At 35.3% G+C, this 16,103-nt stretch carries 15 protein-coding genes and 1 pseudogene; 13 read left to right on the plus strand and 3 right to left on the minus strand.

Going from position 1 to position 16,103, the window contains the following annotated elements:
- Positions 1–42: 42 nt before the first annotated feature.
- Positions 43–1,017 carry a metal-dependent hydrolase gene (locus D1606_RS02735; protein ID WP_119414485.1) on the minus strand — a complete coding sequence of 325 codons (975 nt, stop codon included), beginning with the start codon at positions 1,015–1,017 and terminating at the stop codon, positions 43–45.
- Between the two features lie 122 nt (positions 1,018–1,139).
- Here D1606_RS02735 and mutY point away from each other — a divergent pair.
- The 9 genes and pseudogenes from mutY (at position 1,140) to nikC (ending at position 10,875) form a co-directional block, all read left to right on the plus strand.
- Positions 1,140–2,203 (plus strand): annotated as a pseudogene (mutY, locus tag D1606_RS02740) (A/G-specific adenine glycosylase).
- A gap of 61 nt (positions 2,204–2,264) precedes the next feature.
- Positions 2,265–2,489 (plus strand): gamma-type small acid-soluble spore protein, encoded by a 225-nt coding sequence (locus D1606_RS02745; protein WP_233548008.1) that lies wholly within the window; start codon positions 2,265–2,267, stop codon positions 2,487–2,489.
- 126 nt (positions 2,490–2,615) lie between these two features.
- On the plus strand, positions 2,616–3,170 hold the full coding sequence (gene ntdP, locus D1606_RS02750; protein ID WP_119414487.1) for a nucleoside tri-diphosphate phosphatase: 555 nt from the start codon (positions 2,616–2,618) through the stop codon (positions 3,168–3,170).
- Between the two features lie 160 nt (positions 3,171–3,330).
- Positions 3,331–5,076, plus strand: coding sequence for an ABC transporter ATP-binding protein (locus D1606_RS02755; RefSeq protein ID WP_119414488.1), 1,746 nt, complete (start codon positions 3,331–3,333; stop codon positions 5,074–5,076).
- Positions 5,077–5,253: 177 nt separating this feature from the next.
- Complete coding sequence (locus tag D1606_RS02760) at positions 5,254–6,276, plus strand: ABC transporter ATP-binding protein (protein ID WP_119414489.1); 1,023 nt, start codon at positions 5,254–5,256, stop codon at positions 6,274–6,276.
- The gene (locus tag D1606_RS02765; RefSeq protein WP_119414490.1) at positions 6,248–7,237 is read left to right on the plus strand and encodes an ABC transporter ATP-binding protein; all 990 of its coding nucleotides are present in this window, start codon (positions 6,248–6,250) and stop codon (positions 7,235–7,237) included. Before D1606_RS02760 ends, D1606_RS02765 begins: the two co-directional genes overlap by 29 nt.
- 25 nt (positions 7,238–7,262) lie before the next feature.
- Positions 7,263–8,876: an ABC transporter substrate-binding protein gene (locus D1606_RS02770; protein WP_119414491.1), complete on the plus strand. Its 1,614-nt coding sequence runs from the start codon at positions 7,263–7,265 to the stop codon at positions 8,874–8,876.
- 82 nt (positions 8,877–8,958) lie between these two features.
- Complete coding sequence (locus D1606_RS02775) at positions 8,959–9,963, plus strand: ABC transporter permease (RefSeq protein WP_119414492.1); 1,005 nt, start codon at positions 8,959–8,961, stop codon at positions 9,961–9,963.
- Positions 9,964–9,978: 15 nt separating this feature from the next.
- Positions 9,979–10,875, plus strand: a complete 897-nt coding sequence (gene nikC / locus D1606_RS02780) for a nickel transporter permease (protein WP_119414493.1) — start codon at positions 9,979–9,981, stop codon at positions 10,873–10,875.
- 55 nt (positions 10,876–10,930) lie between these two features.
- Here nikC and D1606_RS02785 read toward each other — a convergent pair whose 3' ends face one another.
- Positions 10,931–12,025, minus strand: a complete 1,095-nt coding sequence (locus D1606_RS02785) for an FUSC family protein (RefSeq protein ID WP_119414494.1) — start codon at positions 12,023–12,025, stop codon at positions 10,931–10,933.
- Between the two features lie 156 nt (positions 12,026–12,181).
- Here D1606_RS02785 and bcp point away from each other — a divergent pair, with 156 nt between their 5' ends.
- The 3 genes from bcp to perR all read left to right on the plus strand — a co-directional run bounded on the left by bcp (position 12,182) and on the right by perR (position 14,296).
- Positions 12,182–12,655: a thioredoxin-dependent thiol peroxidase gene (gene bcp, locus D1606_RS02790; RefSeq protein WP_119414495.1), complete on the plus strand. Its 474-nt coding sequence runs from the start codon at positions 12,182–12,184 to the stop codon at positions 12,653–12,655.
- A 3-nt stretch (positions 12,656–12,658) separates the two neighbouring features.
- On the plus strand, positions 12,659–13,603 hold the full coding sequence (locus D1606_RS02795; RefSeq protein WP_119414496.1) for a D-2-hydroxyacid dehydrogenase: 945 nt from the start codon (positions 12,659–12,661) through the stop codon (positions 13,601–13,603).
- Positions 13,604–13,849: 246 nt separating this feature from the next.
- The gene (gene perR / locus D1606_RS02800) at positions 13,850–14,296 is read left to right on the plus strand and encodes a peroxide-responsive transcriptional repressor PerR (RefSeq protein WP_199670647.1); all 447 of its coding nucleotides are present in this window, start codon (positions 13,850–13,852) and stop codon (positions 14,294–14,296) included.
- Positions 14,297–14,416: 120 nt separating this feature from the next.
- Here perR and D1606_RS02805 read toward each other — a convergent pair whose 3' ends face one another.
- Complete coding sequence (locus D1606_RS02805) at positions 14,417–14,800, minus strand: YgzB family protein (RefSeq protein ID WP_119414498.1); 384 nt, start codon at positions 14,798–14,800, stop codon at positions 14,417–14,419.
- Between the two features lie 132 nt (positions 14,801–14,932).
- Here D1606_RS02805 and D1606_RS02810 point away from each other — a divergent pair, with 132 nt between their 5' ends.
- Positions 14,933–15,808: a nucleotidyltransferase-like protein gene (locus D1606_RS02810; protein ID WP_119414499.1), complete on the plus strand. Its 876-nt coding sequence runs from the start codon at positions 14,933–14,935 to the stop codon at positions 15,806–15,808.
- The last annotated feature ends 295 nt before the right edge of the window (positions 15,809–16,103 follow it).

Consider the following 16,103-nt stretch of genomic DNA (forward strand, 5'->3'; position numbering starts at 1 on the left):
CAACGCTTTTCGGGGCTAAACAAGCGCATTCAGCATTTAGGTTTATACAACTAATTTTTTTTGTAGTTTGTCTTCGCTGAAAATCCAGCCGGTAAAGGATTTCATGATTTCATAATCTTGTGTAAGGTGAGCGATAGCCACAAATGGGTATCGATTATTACTACGATATCTCAAATCAATAAGTCTTACCTCGATTAAATCATCCTCAATTTCTGAGATTTCCCATCTATATAACGGTGAAAAGGAGACAAACGTTTTAAAATTTGGATCTTCCATAACTGCTTTAATTTCTGGAGAATCTGGCAAAGGTTCGATTAAAAACTTATCATAAATGGTAATGGAACGTCCGTATGCCCGACCAACATAATGATGTGTAGAAGAGTTTGCGGCCACTCGATATTGGAAAAAATGAGATGTTGGCGACAAAATAATGAGTTCTGCGTCAGGTATTGTATTACGAACTGCATGCTTCACAGATTTTTGAAGAAAATACCGAACAATATAATAGACAACTATGATTCCGTACAATGTAAACATTGTCGGAACAGGGTTTGCACCAAATGCCCAAAACATTAAAGCAATAACATGCAATGAAAAAATAATCGGATCAAATGTATTAATCCATCCCAGCGCTACCCATTGGTTTGAAAATGGTCTTAATGCTTGCGTCCCATAGGCATTGAAAATATCTACAAAAACATGTAAAAAGACAGCAAAAAAAGTCCATAACCAAAGATGTAAAAGATTCGCCCCAGGGAATATAATAGAAAGAACTAATGTTATCAATATAGGCCATAAAATGACGGCTGGTATTGAATGGGTAATACCTCTATGGTGACGAATATAGATAGCATTGCTACGTAATTTTAAAATTGTATCAACATCGGGAGCTTGTGAGCCAACAATCATGCCAGTAATGACGGCCGTAGTTGTTGATGAATGGTTAGCAACTACTGGGTCAACCAATGCCAGTCCGCCTAAAGCAATTCCCATAACTAGATGTGTACCTGAATCCAAGATGATCAACTCCTTCTATTGTGGGAGAGAGGTAAAAGTGAGAATTAGTATCTTTGTAAATAGTTTACACTATAATACCCATTATTTATGTGAAATAAAAACGAAATTACTAGGAGAATAACGTGTATTATCAATATAAAAAACAATTTCAACAAGCATTAGTCGAGTGGTTTGAACAAGAAAAAAGAGATTTACCATGGAGAAAAACAAAAGATCCTTATAAAATTTGGGTTTCAGAAGTAATGCTTCAACAAACAAGAGTTGACACTGTAATCCCATACTATAACCGTTTTATGCAGGAGTTTCCTACACCTGAAGCACTAGCAAAAGCCCCAGAGGAAAAGCTGTTAAAACAATGGGAAGGTTTAGGATATTATTCTAGGGCACGTAATTTACAGGACGGAGTCCGTGAAGTTGTAGAAACTTATGGAGGAAAAGTTCCTGATAATCGCCCCGAAATTTCAAAACTTAAAGGAGTCGGTCCTTATACTGCTGGTGCAGTATTAAGTATTGCCTATAATAAAGCTGAACATGCAGTCGATGGAAATGTTATGAGAGTATTAAGTCGAGTTCTTTTAATAGATGAAGATATTGCAATACCAAAAACAAAAAGACTTTTGAACAAGCAGTTATGGAGTTAATCGATACCGAACATCCATCACAATTTAATCAAGGTTTAATGGAATTAGGTGCTCTAGTTTGTACGCCAACATCACCAAAATGTTTACTTTGCCCTGTAAGAGAATACTGTACTGCATTTAATGAAGGAAATCCTGAGGAACTCCCTGTTAAAACTAAAAAAGTAAAAACAAAAAATCTCCATTATGATGTATTTGTAGTCCAAAATGAAAAAGATCAATTTTTATTAGAAAAGAGACCTGAAAAAGGATTACTAGCGAATATGTGGCAATTTCCTATGCTCGAACAAACAGACATAGAGGAACATACAAATGAAGCAAAACTAGCAGATATTTATAAACTAGAACTGATCAATCGCGATCAATTAATGTCTTTCAAACATGTTTTCTCCCATCTTGTGTGGCATATGGATAGTTATGTTATTAGTGCACAACAAATTGGTGATGCTCCTGACAATAGCAATTGGTTTTCAATAGAAGAGATGAAGGAATTACCGATGCCAGTTCCAATGCAAAAGATTTGGCAAAAATTTAACCTAAACCTATGAACATGATATAAGTATAAAAAACGCCTCTATGCACAAGTTATAATGCATGGAGGTGATTAAGATGCAAAAGAAATTTTCTGGCAAAACAGATGTGCAAAAAGTAAAACAATTAAACCAACAAGCCGAGTCTAACAAGCAACAAGCTTCTGGTCGTTTTGGTCAACAAAACACAGAGGAGTTTGGTGCTGAAACTGACGTGCAAGCAGTTAAAAAGGCAAATCAACAAGCCGAGGCTAAAAAACAACAAGCTTCTGGTAATACCTTTGGTTCAAGCCAGCAATCATAATTTCAGAAAATTGGTGAAGGAATTATACCTTCACCAATTTTTTGCTACAAGTTTTCCGCTAGGATTGTTATAATGTTACAAAAGAGCGCTCATAAGGGAGTGTTTGTTAAAAAAGGTGGGCTTATAATGGCAATACCGTCAGAGGGAGAAATCATACAAATACATAGCTATAAGCACAATGGTAATATCCACCGAGTTTGGCAAGAAACAATGGTATTAAAAGCTACAAAGAATATCATCATCGGTGCGAACGAACGGACATTAGTTATTGAATCAGATGGACGTACCTGGATTACGAGAGAACCTTCTATTTGTTATTTCCATGCAGAACATTGGTTTAATATCATTTGTATGTTAAGAGAAGATGGAGTATATTACTACTGTAATATGAGTTCGCCTTTTGTATTCGATCATAATGCAGTGAAATATATTGACTATGATTTAGATGTTAAAGTTTTTCCGGATATGTCTTACACGCTACTTGACGAAGATGAATATGAGCAACATAAAAAAGCAATGGGCTATCCACCAGTTATTGACCATATTTTAAAATCCAATGTTGATAAACTAATAAGTTGGATTCAACAAAGAAGAGGACCTTTTGCCCCTGATTTTATAGAAGCATGGACAAGCCGTTATGAATTCCAACGACAATTACATGAAAATAGCGAAGAATTGTAAGAAATAAAATATTTGACAAGAATGTAATCCTTTATAAATCAAAGATTGTAGTGGAGTTGCCCAGTCGAATTATAGGGCAACTTTTTTATTTGTATTATAATTATTTTTGAAATTGAATCCATCCTAATATAGAACTCCATTTGAAAGGACAGTGACTAAAATGGGGAGTATGAAACGGTATCTGCGCTTTGTTAGACCTTATCGATTTCAAATTTTCATAACCTTTATAATAGGTGTTATTAAATTTGCGATTCCTCTCTTCACACCTGTATTGATTAAGATTGTAATCGATGACATTATAGGTGCAAAAGATTTAAGTAACGATGAAAAAACAAAAGAATTACTACTATGGCTCGGTGGCACAGCAATTCTTTTCTTTGTTATTAGACCACCAGTTGAATATTACCGCCAATATATAGCCCAAAAAGTAAGTAATACAATCCTATTTGATATTCGCCAGAAGTTATACGCACATATACAAAAACTAGGGTTGAAATACTATTCAAACAATCGTGTAGGAGATATTATTTCTCGTACGATTAATGATGTAGAACAAACTAAAGAGTTTGTCATGACGGGACTCATGAATGTTTGGATTGACTTGTGTACTATATTAATAGCTATTGGAATTATGCTAAAGCTTGATGTGAAGCTAACACTCGTTTCACTGATTGCATTTCCGTTTTATGCAATCAGCGTACGTTATTTCTTTAGACGATTAAGAATGTTAACGAGAGAACGTTCCAAAGCTTTAGCCGGAGTTCAAAGTTATTTACATGAACGTGTACAAGGTATGAGTATTATCAAAAGTTTTACACTTGAAAAACACGAACAAAAAATATTTGGTGAAACCAATGGTGAATTTTTGGATAAAGCAATAAACCAAACACGTTGGAATGCCAAAACTTTTGCGGTTGTCAATACAATTACAGGTATTGCACCACTTATTGTAGTAGGATATGCAGGGTATCAAGTTATACATGGTCATCTATCCGTCGGAACAATGGCAGCATTTGTTGCTTATATTGATAGTTTATATAATCCACTTCGACGACTTGTAAACTCATCCACTACTTTAACGCAATCCGTAGCTTCAATGGATCGCATGTTTGAATTATTTGATGAAAAATACGATATTGAAGATGCAAAAGATGCAAAACCATTACAACATGTGAAGGGGAAAATAGATTTTGAAAATGTAACGTTCAACTATGGAGAAAATGGAAGAGATGTATTGAAGAATATTAATCTTCATGTCTCTCCTGGTCAAACAGTTGCACTCGTTGGAATGAGCGGCGGGGGAAAATCTACAATTATTAGTTTAATACCTCGATTTTATGATGTTATTAAAGGAGCCGTAAAAATTGATGATGTAGATGTACGTCATTCAACAGTGGAATCTATACGCTCGCAAGTTGGAATTGTCTTACAAGATAATATTTTATTTAGTGATTCGGTCAAATCTAATATATTAATGGGAAACCCAAATGCAACAGATGAAGAAATTATAGAGGCTGCAAAAGCTGCAAATGCACATGACTTCATCATGTCATTACCAGAAGGATATGATACAAAAGTTGGGGAACGTGGTGTGAAACTTTCTGGAGGACAAAAACAACGTGTTGCCATTGCACGAGTATTTCTTAAGAATCCGCCAATCCTTATTTTAGATGAAGCAACATCAGCACTCGATTTAGAAAGCGAGGCTTTGATCCAAGAATCATTAGATCATCTGGCACATAATCGTACAACTATAATTGTCGCTCATCGCCTTTCAACGATTACACATGCAGATCAAATCTTCGTCATTGACCATGGTGAACTGAAAGAGCAAGGTACCCATGATTCGTTGATGAGTCAAAACGGTATTTATCATAACTTATTTCAAGTGCAAAAGTTAGATTAAATTAAATATCATATATTACAACATTCAAAAGGCTTCTCTTTTAGAGAAGCCTTTAATTTTACGATTAATACATACAATTTATTACATTGTAGAAAAATGTTGCAATATATAGTTGAATAATAATAGAATGATAAAAAGTGATTTTAATAGAATATTTGCCTTTGAAGGAGGGAAAACGTGAATTCTCGAAAAGAACTTTTGCAAGTTAGGGAACTTGAAACAACGTTTTTTACAGATGATGGAGCCATACCAGCTGTTGATCATATTAGCTTTTCCCTTAAAGAAGGAGAGATTCTAGGTATTGTAGGCGAGTCTGGATGTGGGAAAAGTGTAACATCTCTATCTATTATGGGGCTTGTCCCATCGCCTCCAGGAAAAATTACAAGCGGGGAGATTCTACTAGATGGTAAAGACCTAACAAAGTTATCACAAAAAGAGATGCGCAAAATTAGAGGACAAGAAATCGCCATGATTTTTCAAGAGCCTATGACATCATTGAATCCTCTATTTACCATTGGTAATCAGTTAACAGAGGCGATATTAATTCATCATAAAAGTTGGTCAAAGAAAAAAGCTTCTGCACGTGCAGTTGAAATGATGAAATTAGTCGGTCTTCCAAGAGCTGAGGAATTATTAAAAGAATATCCTCACCAATTGTCGGGAGGTATGCGTCAACGAGTCATGATTGCAATGGCGCTCGTATGCGATCCGAAAATTTTAATCGCAGATGAGCCAACGACTGCACTAGATGTAACGATTCAAGCGCAAATTTTGCAACTGATGAAGGATTTAAATGTGAGACTAAATACAGCTGTCATGCTTATCACTCATGATTTGGGCGTAGTTGCGGAGACTTGTGAACGAGTGATTGTTATGTACAATGGACAAATTGTAGAAGAGGGACCTGTTGAACTTATTTTCAAAAATCCTGAACATCCATATACAAAAGGACTTATCCACTCTGTCCCGGATATGCGATTTAAAAAACAACGTCTCTTTTCAATTTCGGGAAATGTACCGAAGCCTGGAACTGTTAAACAGGGATGCCGTTTTGCTGCACGCTGTGAATATGCATTTGATCGTTGCCAACAAGAAAATCCTAATTTATACCAAACAGCCGAACAACATAAAACAAGATGCTTCTTGAAGGAAGGAAAGGAGGCGTCTTTGGATGACAGAACCGCTATTGAAAGTAAATAATTTAAAAAAATATTTTCCTATCCGAAAAGGAATCCTTGGAAGAGAACAAGGAAGTATTAAAGCAGTAGACGATGTTTCCTTCTATGTGAACGAGGGAGAAACGTTAGGAATAGTAGGAGAGTCAGGTTGTGGGAAATCAACTACTGGCAGAATGATTATGAGATTACTAGATCCAACAGAAGGATCGATTGAATTTGAAGGTAAGGATTTAGCCAAATTATCAAATGCAGAAATGCGTAAGGCTAGACGAGAAATTCAAATGGTCTTTCAAGATCCTTATGCTTCTTTAAACCCCCGACATTCTATTGGAAAAATTTTAGAGGAGCCTTTGATTGTTCATGGGCTGGGGGATTCAAAAGAAAGAAAAAGACGAGTAAATGAGTTATTAGAAATAGTAGGCCTATCTAGTTATCATGCAAAACGTTATCCTCATCAATTTAGTGGAGGACAAAGACAACGTGTTGGAATAGCTCGTGCCCTTATGACGAATCCAAAACTGATTATTGCCGATGAGCCCGTATCAGCTTTAGATGTATCTATTCAAGCGCAAGTTCTAAATTTAATGCAAGATTTACAGCAAGATTTAAAGCTTACGTATATCTTTATCGCACATGATTTAGGAGTGGTGCGACATATTAGTGATCGCGTAGGAGTAATGTATCTAGGGAAGATGGTAGAACTAGCAGAAAGTGAACAACTATATAATCAGCCGTTACATCCTTATTCGAAAGGGTTACTTTCTGCAGTGCCTGTACCAGATCCGGATTTTAAAAGAGAACAAATTTTACTAACTGGGGATATTCCTAGCCCCTCTAACCCACCAAGGGGTTGTACTTTCCATACGCGTTGTCCATTCAAAATGGATGCCTGTACATCCGAAGTGCCGGGGTTAGTGGAAGTGGAGAAAGGTCATTCTGTTGCCTGTCATCTTTACGATGAACGGTTCAACAATGATATATAAATTATTCAAACATGGGGGTTATTGAATGAAGAAAAAGAGGTTATTGTCTTTAGGTTTGCTATTAGTTTTAGTACTATCCACTATTCTAGCTGCTTGTTCATCTGATAAAAAAGATGATGCAACTGGCAACAAAGATTCTGGTGATAGCAAAAAAGAAAAAATACTCGTGTTCGGTCGTGGGGGAGACTCTGTATCACTGGATCCGATTACAGTTACAGATGGCGAATCATTTAAAGTAACGCAAAATGTTTTTGAAACACTGATTAACTTTGGTGAGCAAGATACAAAATTACAACCAAATCTTGCAACAAAATGGGAAGCTTCTGAAGATGGTTTAACTTATACGTTCGAACTTCAAGAAGGGGTTAAATTCCATGATGGAACAGACTTCAATGCCGAAGCTGTTGTGAAAAATTTTGAACGCTGGATGAGTGGAGATGCAGAAAAATTCCCTTATTTTGCATCCATGTTCGGTGGATTCAAAGGTGACAAAGAAGCAGTGATTAAAGAAGTAAAAGCAGATGGAGATTATAAAGTAGTAATCACTTTAAATCGTGCCCAAGCTCCATTCTTAAAAAACTTAGCTATGAGCCCATTCGGTATTGCGAGTCCTACTGCATTTGAAAAGGAAGGGGATAAATTTGGGGATAATCCAGTAGGTACTGGACCATTCAAATTTGTATCTTGGAAACGTAATGATTCTGTGACAATTGAGAAAAACAAGGATTATTGGAAAGAAGGACTTCCAAAACTAGATAAAGTCATTTTCCGTTCAATTCCAGATAACTCAGCACGATTAAATGCTTTAAATACTGGTGAAATCGATTTAGCTGATGGCATTATTCCATCAGATGCAGCTTCAATCCAAAGTAATTCGAAATTACAAATCTTTGAACGACCATCTATGAATGTTGGTTACCTAGGTTTAACTGTTACTCGTCCACCATTCGATAATGTAAAGGTTCGACAAGCTGTAAACCATGCAATCGATAAACAAGCAATTATCGATGCATTCTTTGAAGGAAAAGCTGAAATAGCGAAAAATCCAATGCCTTCAGTTATTGAAGGATATAACGATGATGTAAAGGGCTACGATTATAATCCTGAAAAAGCGAAAGCACTATTAAAAGAAGCAGGCTATGATGGGAAACAAATTGAACTTTGGGCAATGCCTGTACCACGTCCATATATGCCGGATGGACAAAAAGTGGCAGAAGCAATTCAAAAGAACTTAGCTGATGTAGGGATGAAATCGAAAATCGTTTCTTATGAATGGGCTACTTATCTTGATAAAGCAGCTAAAGGAGAAGCAGATGCCTTCTTACTTGGCTGGACAGGTGATAACGGGGATGCTGATAACTTCTTATACACTTTACTAGATGAAAGTAATATCGGAAGTAATAATTATACGTTCTTCAAAAACAAAGAAACTCATAAATTACTATTAGAAGCACAAACAGAAACAGATGAAGCAAAACGTAACGAATTATACAAAAAAGCACAAGTTATTTTGGCAGAAGAGGCACCATGGGTCCCACTTGCTCACTCTACACCATTGTTAGCAGGTAAAGCAGATATCGTAGACTTCAAACCGCATCCAACTGGTTCTGATATCTTGTCAAAAATAGATTTTAAATAATTTAAAATAAATGGAATGAAATCGCCTTTTACTTTTTTGGTAGAAGGCTAGTTTTTTAAGTGAAAGGAGGAGGAGTGAAAGTATGCTTCACTATATCGGTAGAAGGCTTTTACAGCTGATTCCAGTTTTGCTCGGAATGACATTTATCGTATTTTTGATAATTCGTGCGATTCCGGGAGATCCAGCGCAAGTTATATTAGGACAACAGGCAACGAAAGAAGCTGTCGCAGCATTACGAGCAAGTTTGGGATTAGATAATCCTTGGTATATTCAGTATTTTCACTATTTAGGTGATTTATTAACAGGTGATTTAGGGGAGTCCATGCGTACAAAAGTGCCGGTAGCAAGTGAGCTTTGGCCATATTTAGGAGCAACATTGGAGTTATCGCTATGTGCCATCATTTTAGCAGTTATTATTGGTGTCAACGCAGGAATCATTTCTGCTTGGTTTCAAAATTCGTGGTTTGACTATGCTGCAATGATCATCGCTTTAATAGGTGTATCGATGCCAATTTTCTGGTTAGGTTTAATGGAACAATGGATATTCGGTATTCAATTGGACATGCTGCCGACATCTGGTCGTGACGATGCACGAAATCCAGTCAATCCAATCACTTATTTATATATTATTGACACCATTATCCAAGGACGCTTTGATCAATTGGTTGTCGTTATACAACATTTAATATTGCCAGCGATTGCTTTAGCAACGATACCGATGGCTATTATCGCTCGTATGACTCGTTCGAGTATGCTTGAAGTAATGCGTTCTGATTATGTACGTACAGCACGTGCAAAAGGTCAAAAAATGTTTTGGGTTGTGTACAAGCATGCTTTAAAAAATGCAATCATTCCAGTATTAACAGTAATCGGTCTACAAATGGGTATGTTACTTGGGGGAGCTATTTTGACAGAAACTATTTTTAGTTGGCCAGGTATTGGACGATATATCTATGATGCAATTGGTTTCCGTGACTATCCAGTTATACAGTCTGGTATATTAGTGGTTGCTTTTATGTTCATCATGATTAATTTATTAGTAGATATTTTGTACAGTATTATTGATCCAAGGATTAAGTATAACTAAAAGGAGGAGTCCAATATGTCTCAAATGGCGCCAAACTTACCCTCAAATGTCGAAGCACAGCAAGAAAAATCATCTGGTCCATGGAAAGAAGCATGGCGTAGTTTTAAGAAAAATAAAATTGCGCTAGTTGGTGCAATTATTGTGGCCTTCTTCATTATTTTAGCTTTATTTGGTCCACTAATCGCACCTCAAGGTATTAATGAGCAACAGTTAAGTGAACGATTGAAAGCACCATCCACAGATCATTGGTTTGGGACAGATGACTTTGGACGAGATATCTTTTCACGAATTGTTCATGGAGCAAGGCTTTCTTTAATGGTTGGTTTTCTTTCGGTAATTGGCTCAGTTGTAATTGGGAGTGCTTTAGGAATTATTGCAGGTTATTATGGGCGTTTTATCGATGCGATTATTTCACGTATATTTGATATTTTACTAGCGTTTCCTAGTATTTTACTAGCGATTGCGATTGTTTCAGTTTTAGGTCCTTCACTAACGAATGCCCTTATAGCTATTGCAATTATTAACATTCCAAACTTTGGTCGGCTTATCAGGTCAAAAGTATTAAGTATTAAACAAGAAGAATATATTATAGCCGCAAAGGCAATAGGAATGAGTGATTTTCGATTATTATTTGCTCATATTTTGCCGAATTCAATGACCCCAGTAATTGTACAAGGGACACTGGCGATTGCTACAGCCATTATTGAGGCCGCAGCACTTGGCTTTTTAGGTTTAGGCGCACAAGCACCACAACCAGAATGGGGAAAAATGTTATCTGATGCAAGAGTATACTTAGTCAATGCACCTTGGACGATGATCTTCCCAGGTTTAGCGATTATGCTAACTGTACTAGGTTTTAACCTTATGGGAGATGGGTTACGTGATGCACTTGATCCAAAGATGAAGAACTAATAAAAACTGCAATTATCTTTTAAACTAAAGATAATTGCAGTTTTTTTATATGATCTTATAAAACTCGATCTTCTATATCTACTTTAAGTATTTCATGAGAATGATGGTTTTGGTAGCACATAATAAGAGTATCTAAATGTTCAAGGTTTTCTTCATAATCTAAAATACGAGAAAGAATATGCAGCAGATGATAGCTTGAAAATTCCTCTTCCTTTTCATCTTCATGGGCTAATACAATATGCTTTGCGAAGATGTCCATAACCTCATTACGTTGTAGATACTCTTCCTTTCCTACCCAAGTTGTATGTTCGTGTTTCAGTTTGCCGGTATATTTTAAAAATAATTGTTCATGATATGTTAATAGATAATCTAAACGTTCTTGTATCATTATTCGGAAACGTTCTGGCAAATTGGCCATTTCATTTTCATGTAAATGTAGACGATTTAGAACCTCTATGCTTTTCTTCGTTGTTAAAATCATTTGTCGATAGATGACTAACTTACGTGCTTTGATATATTTCTTTTTTCCAAAGTATACACGTTCTTCTTTATATAACTTATTTAATGTTTTGATACGTTCATAGCGCGCTTTCAAAGATCGCAATGACTGTTTTGTAGAAGTATGCTCGGAAGCTTGGCGTACAGCTAGACGAATCCAACGAATGATATCATCTTGTAGTATATTGATGGAAGCAAATAATCTCGTTTCATATTTTGGTGGTAAGAATAAGAGGTTGACAACAAAAGCTGCTAACACTCCAATCATTACTGTAGCAAAACGAATAAGACCAAATATCATGAATTGTTCGCCTTGAACTTCCATAATAACAATCATAGTAACAAGAGCTAGAGAAATACTATCTTCCAGTTTGAATTTGATCATAATAGCGAGTGTTACAATAGCAGCTAATCCAACAGCTACAAATTCATGACCAAATATGGAGCCGAATGCAACAGCTACAATGGCACCGATAATATTCCCTTGTATTTGTTCAATAATTGTTCTGTAAGAGCGATAAAGAGAAGGCTGCATTGCGAAAATAGCAGCGATTCCTGCAAATATGGGAGATGGACAATGTAAGGCTTTTGCTACAAACAAAGCTAATACAATGGCAACTCCTGTTTTTAATATTCGGGCACCTAATTTCATATGGGAAATGAGTAACCTCACTTTCTTAATTTTTATGTAAAACAAATGTGAGAATGTGTTTCATCGGATTGTATTACTTAATTGTAGTCAAATATTCTACAAAGTGCCAAAGAAATTGTTACAATATTAGAAAGTATATGAAGTGGAGGAGATAACATGTCAATGTTGGAAGGATTACAAGCACCTATGTTTTCGTTACAAAATGAAAAAGGAGAGGTGGTATCTTTATCTGATTATAAAGGGGAGAAATCTGTAGTACTCTACTTTTATCCGAAAGATATGACGCCTGGTTGTACGACGGAAGCATGTGATTTTCGTGATGCTCATAATGATTTTTCAAATTTAGATGCAGTAATTTTAGGGGTAAGCCCGGATGATGAAAGTAAGCATGTAAAATTTATCGAAAAACACGGGTTACCATTTTCTTTACTTGTAGACACAGATCATAAAGTGGCTGAAGCATATGGTGTGTGGAAATTAAAAAAAATGTATGGTCGCGAATATATGGGGATTGAACGCTCAACATTTTTGATCAACAAAGATGGCATTGTGGAAAAAGAATGGCGTAAAGTACGTGTTAAAAATCATATTGAAGAAGTATTAAATTATCTTCGTAACAAAGGGGAATAGAAGCTGATGATATACTTTACTTTTGATCCACGACCAGATTTAAAAGATGATTTGTTACGAGATTTTCCGGACCAGGAGTTTATATTCGAAAATAAGGTAGAAGAAAAGTATTTAAAAATTGCTGATATTCTTGTGACTTACGGTGAAGACTTAACAGAAGACCATATTGAAATTGCTGATAATTTACAATGGATTATGGTAGTTTCAGCAGGCCTTGAAAAAATGCCTTTACAAAAAATAGCAGAGCGAAATATTACTGTTTCAAATGTGCGAGGAATTCATAAAGTACCTATGGCGGAATCTGTGATGGCACATTTACTTGCGAACAAAAGGTCTTTACCATGGATTTACGAAAAAGAAAGAAATGCTGAATGGAATCGTAAGTCTAAATCGAAAGAATTGCGAGATTCTACGGCTCTAATCTTAGGGCCTGGAGCTATTGGGGGAGAAATTGGGCGATTATTACAATGTTTTGGTGTGAAAACAATCGGCTGCAATCGCTCAGGTAAAAAAGCTGACTACATGGATAAGATGACAACATTTGACGACTTACTCAAGGTGTTACCAACCGTAGATATTATAATCTCAATATTACCTAGCACTCAAGAAACACATCATTTGTTAAAAGCTGAACACTTTAAAGCGATGAAAGATAGTGCTATCTTCATGAATTTCGGACGCGGTGATTTAGTCGAGACGAATATTTTAAAAGAGGCGCTATTACAGAAAGAGATTGCTTTTGCTATATGTGATGTATTTGAAGAAGAGCCATTGCCTCAAAATCATCCGTTTTGGAACATGGATAATATTACGGTATCGCCACATGTTTCGAGTCATTCTTCCCGTTACCTTGAACGCAGTTTCGAAATCTTTAAACCTAATCTAAGGAAATGGCTAAATGGAGATAAACAATTAGAAAATATAATTGACCCTTATAAAGGTTATTAAAAAAGAAATATAATAATTGAATAACTATCATTTCCAACTCACTAATTGAGAATTTTGTTGAGAAAACGGATGCTTTTACATAGTGGATTTCGTCTGCTCTTTTTTTGCAAATTTAAATTATATATGCCTATAAACAAACAAAATACGGTAGCAATAGGTAGAAATGTTGACATTTACACCACTTATTAAGTAAACTAATTATAACGATTACAAATAAATAATACTTATGAAGTGAGGTGCATGGCGATGTCTGAAATGCAATTGAAAAACGCTCTCGACACGCTAAAGACAACTGGCGTAAGGATCACTCCGCAACGTCATGCGATTCTTGAGTACTTAATCGAATCAATGTCACATCCGACTGCTGATGATATATATAAAGCATTAGAACATAGATTTCCTAATATGAGTGTTGCTACTGTATATAACAATTTACGTGTTTTCCGAGAATCAGGTCTTGTACGCGAATTGACGTATGGTGATAATGCTAGTCGTTTCGATTTCGTTACAAGCAAACATTATCATATAATTTGTGAGTCCTGTGGGAAAATTGTAGACTTTCATTATCCTGGTCTTGATGAGGTTGAACATCTTGCGGCTCACGTGACTGGTTTTAAGGTCAATTCTCACCGTTTGGAAGTATATGGTACATGTCCAGAGTGCGCTGAGAAAGAAGCTAAAACAGAAGAATGATAATTAGCATTTAGTAAGCTATACGCAGTGGTTAGCTGTTGTATAGCTTTTTTTCTGTGTGAAGTGTTGAACAATTTTGGTATTGAAAAACCTCGTCTCAAGTAGAAACGAGGTTCTTCGCTATTCTTTACTATCTTTTTTATGTTGTTTTGTTTTATTGTTATAATCTTGGTTGAATTCTTTTCCTTCTAAAGACTTGTCCAGTGTTAAGGGCTCGTTGCAAAACATGCACATATCTACACGGCCTAGCATCTTAGTATGTTTATGACAATTTGGACATTCAACCATAACAGCTTGTGTTGATAATAATCCAATCCAAGCGTAAACTACTGTACTAGCAATAATGCAAAGCATGCCTATAGCTATGAAAATCATGGCCACCCATTTATGGTCTCTAAATATAATAGCGCCATACATGACGATAAAGCCAATAAAGATCAAAGATAAAGCAAATGTACGAATTTTATTGATTTTACTTTTATAAGGTTTCTTATTAGATTTCATTTGTAAGCCTCCTAACCTAAAGCATACTAAAAACGGTAAAGTAAGGCAATATGAATTGAAACTTCTAAGAGGAATCTAAAATCCGCTGTCGAAAGATTATTTATAGAAAGATTTTATTCTAGGAGGATCATTATGGAACAACTACTTCGTCCGATATACCAAGAGCGTGCCAGTCAACCTAACACATTAGGAATCATTATAGTAGAAAAAAGAGAAGATGTTAGTCCTATTACTGACACATTTGATACCATTCTTTTAATTGTCACAAAAGAAAACAAAGTACCAGTATATACAAAACATTATACGTATGAAAGTAAAAAAGCAGCGATGCACATTATTACGGAAAAACAATTACATAAATGGCTATTAGTTGGAACTAATAAGAAACTAATCGATTGGATTTTATTTGGTAAAATCGTATTTGATCGAAATGAATATATTAGTGATCTAAAACAAAATCTAAAGGACTTTCCCTTCTATGGAAGAAACATTAAAATGGGTATTGAATTTGCAAAACTGATTCGTCATTATTTAGAGGGAAAAGTTTGTTTTGAAGACACTAATTTCTTAGACGCATACAATCACATGGTTGAATCTTTGCACCATTTGGCACGGTTAGCTGTTTTAGATAAAGGGCTATATCCTGAAGTAACAGTATGGTCACAAGTAAAACAGATTGATCCAGAAATTTATAAATTATATGAAGAACTAATAACAAGTGAAGAATCTATTCAAAAGAGATTAGAGCTTTTGTTCTTGGCTAGTGAATTCTTAATCCATTCTCGTACTGCTGATGGGGCTCGTCATATCATAAGTGTAATGTCTAAAAAAGAATACTGGACTATTCAAGAATTACACGAACAAGAAGAACTAAAGAATTACTCTGTTGACTTGGAAGTGTTTGTTGAGTTTTTAATTAGTAAAGGATATATTTTTGTAGAAAAAGTAGAAACGAAAGGTAACCGAATTTTCCACAGATATTATAAGATTGAACAAACGTCAATTTAGTTGTATAGTAAATACGATGCTTTTATATAGAATAAAAAAGTTTTTTAGAAAAAAAAGTGTTGACATATTCAAAGTAATTATTGTATTATATTAAATGTCGTTAAGACATACTAATTAAATCACAACTTAATCTTCTGAAAAACTTTTTTAAAAAAGTTATTGACATTGAATAAGTTAGATGATAAGATATAAAAGTCGTTAAGATGACGACAAGATATGAACCTTGAAAACTGAACAAGCAAGATGTTAATCAATAAACTTTGTTTTTTAACTTTTGTTAAAAGCAAGGACAAAA

Origin of the sequence: Rummeliibacillus sp. POC4 (assembly GCF_003576525.1) — a bacterium.
Classification (GTDB): Bacteria; Bacillota; Bacilli; order Bacillales_A; family Planococcaceae; genus Rummeliibacillus.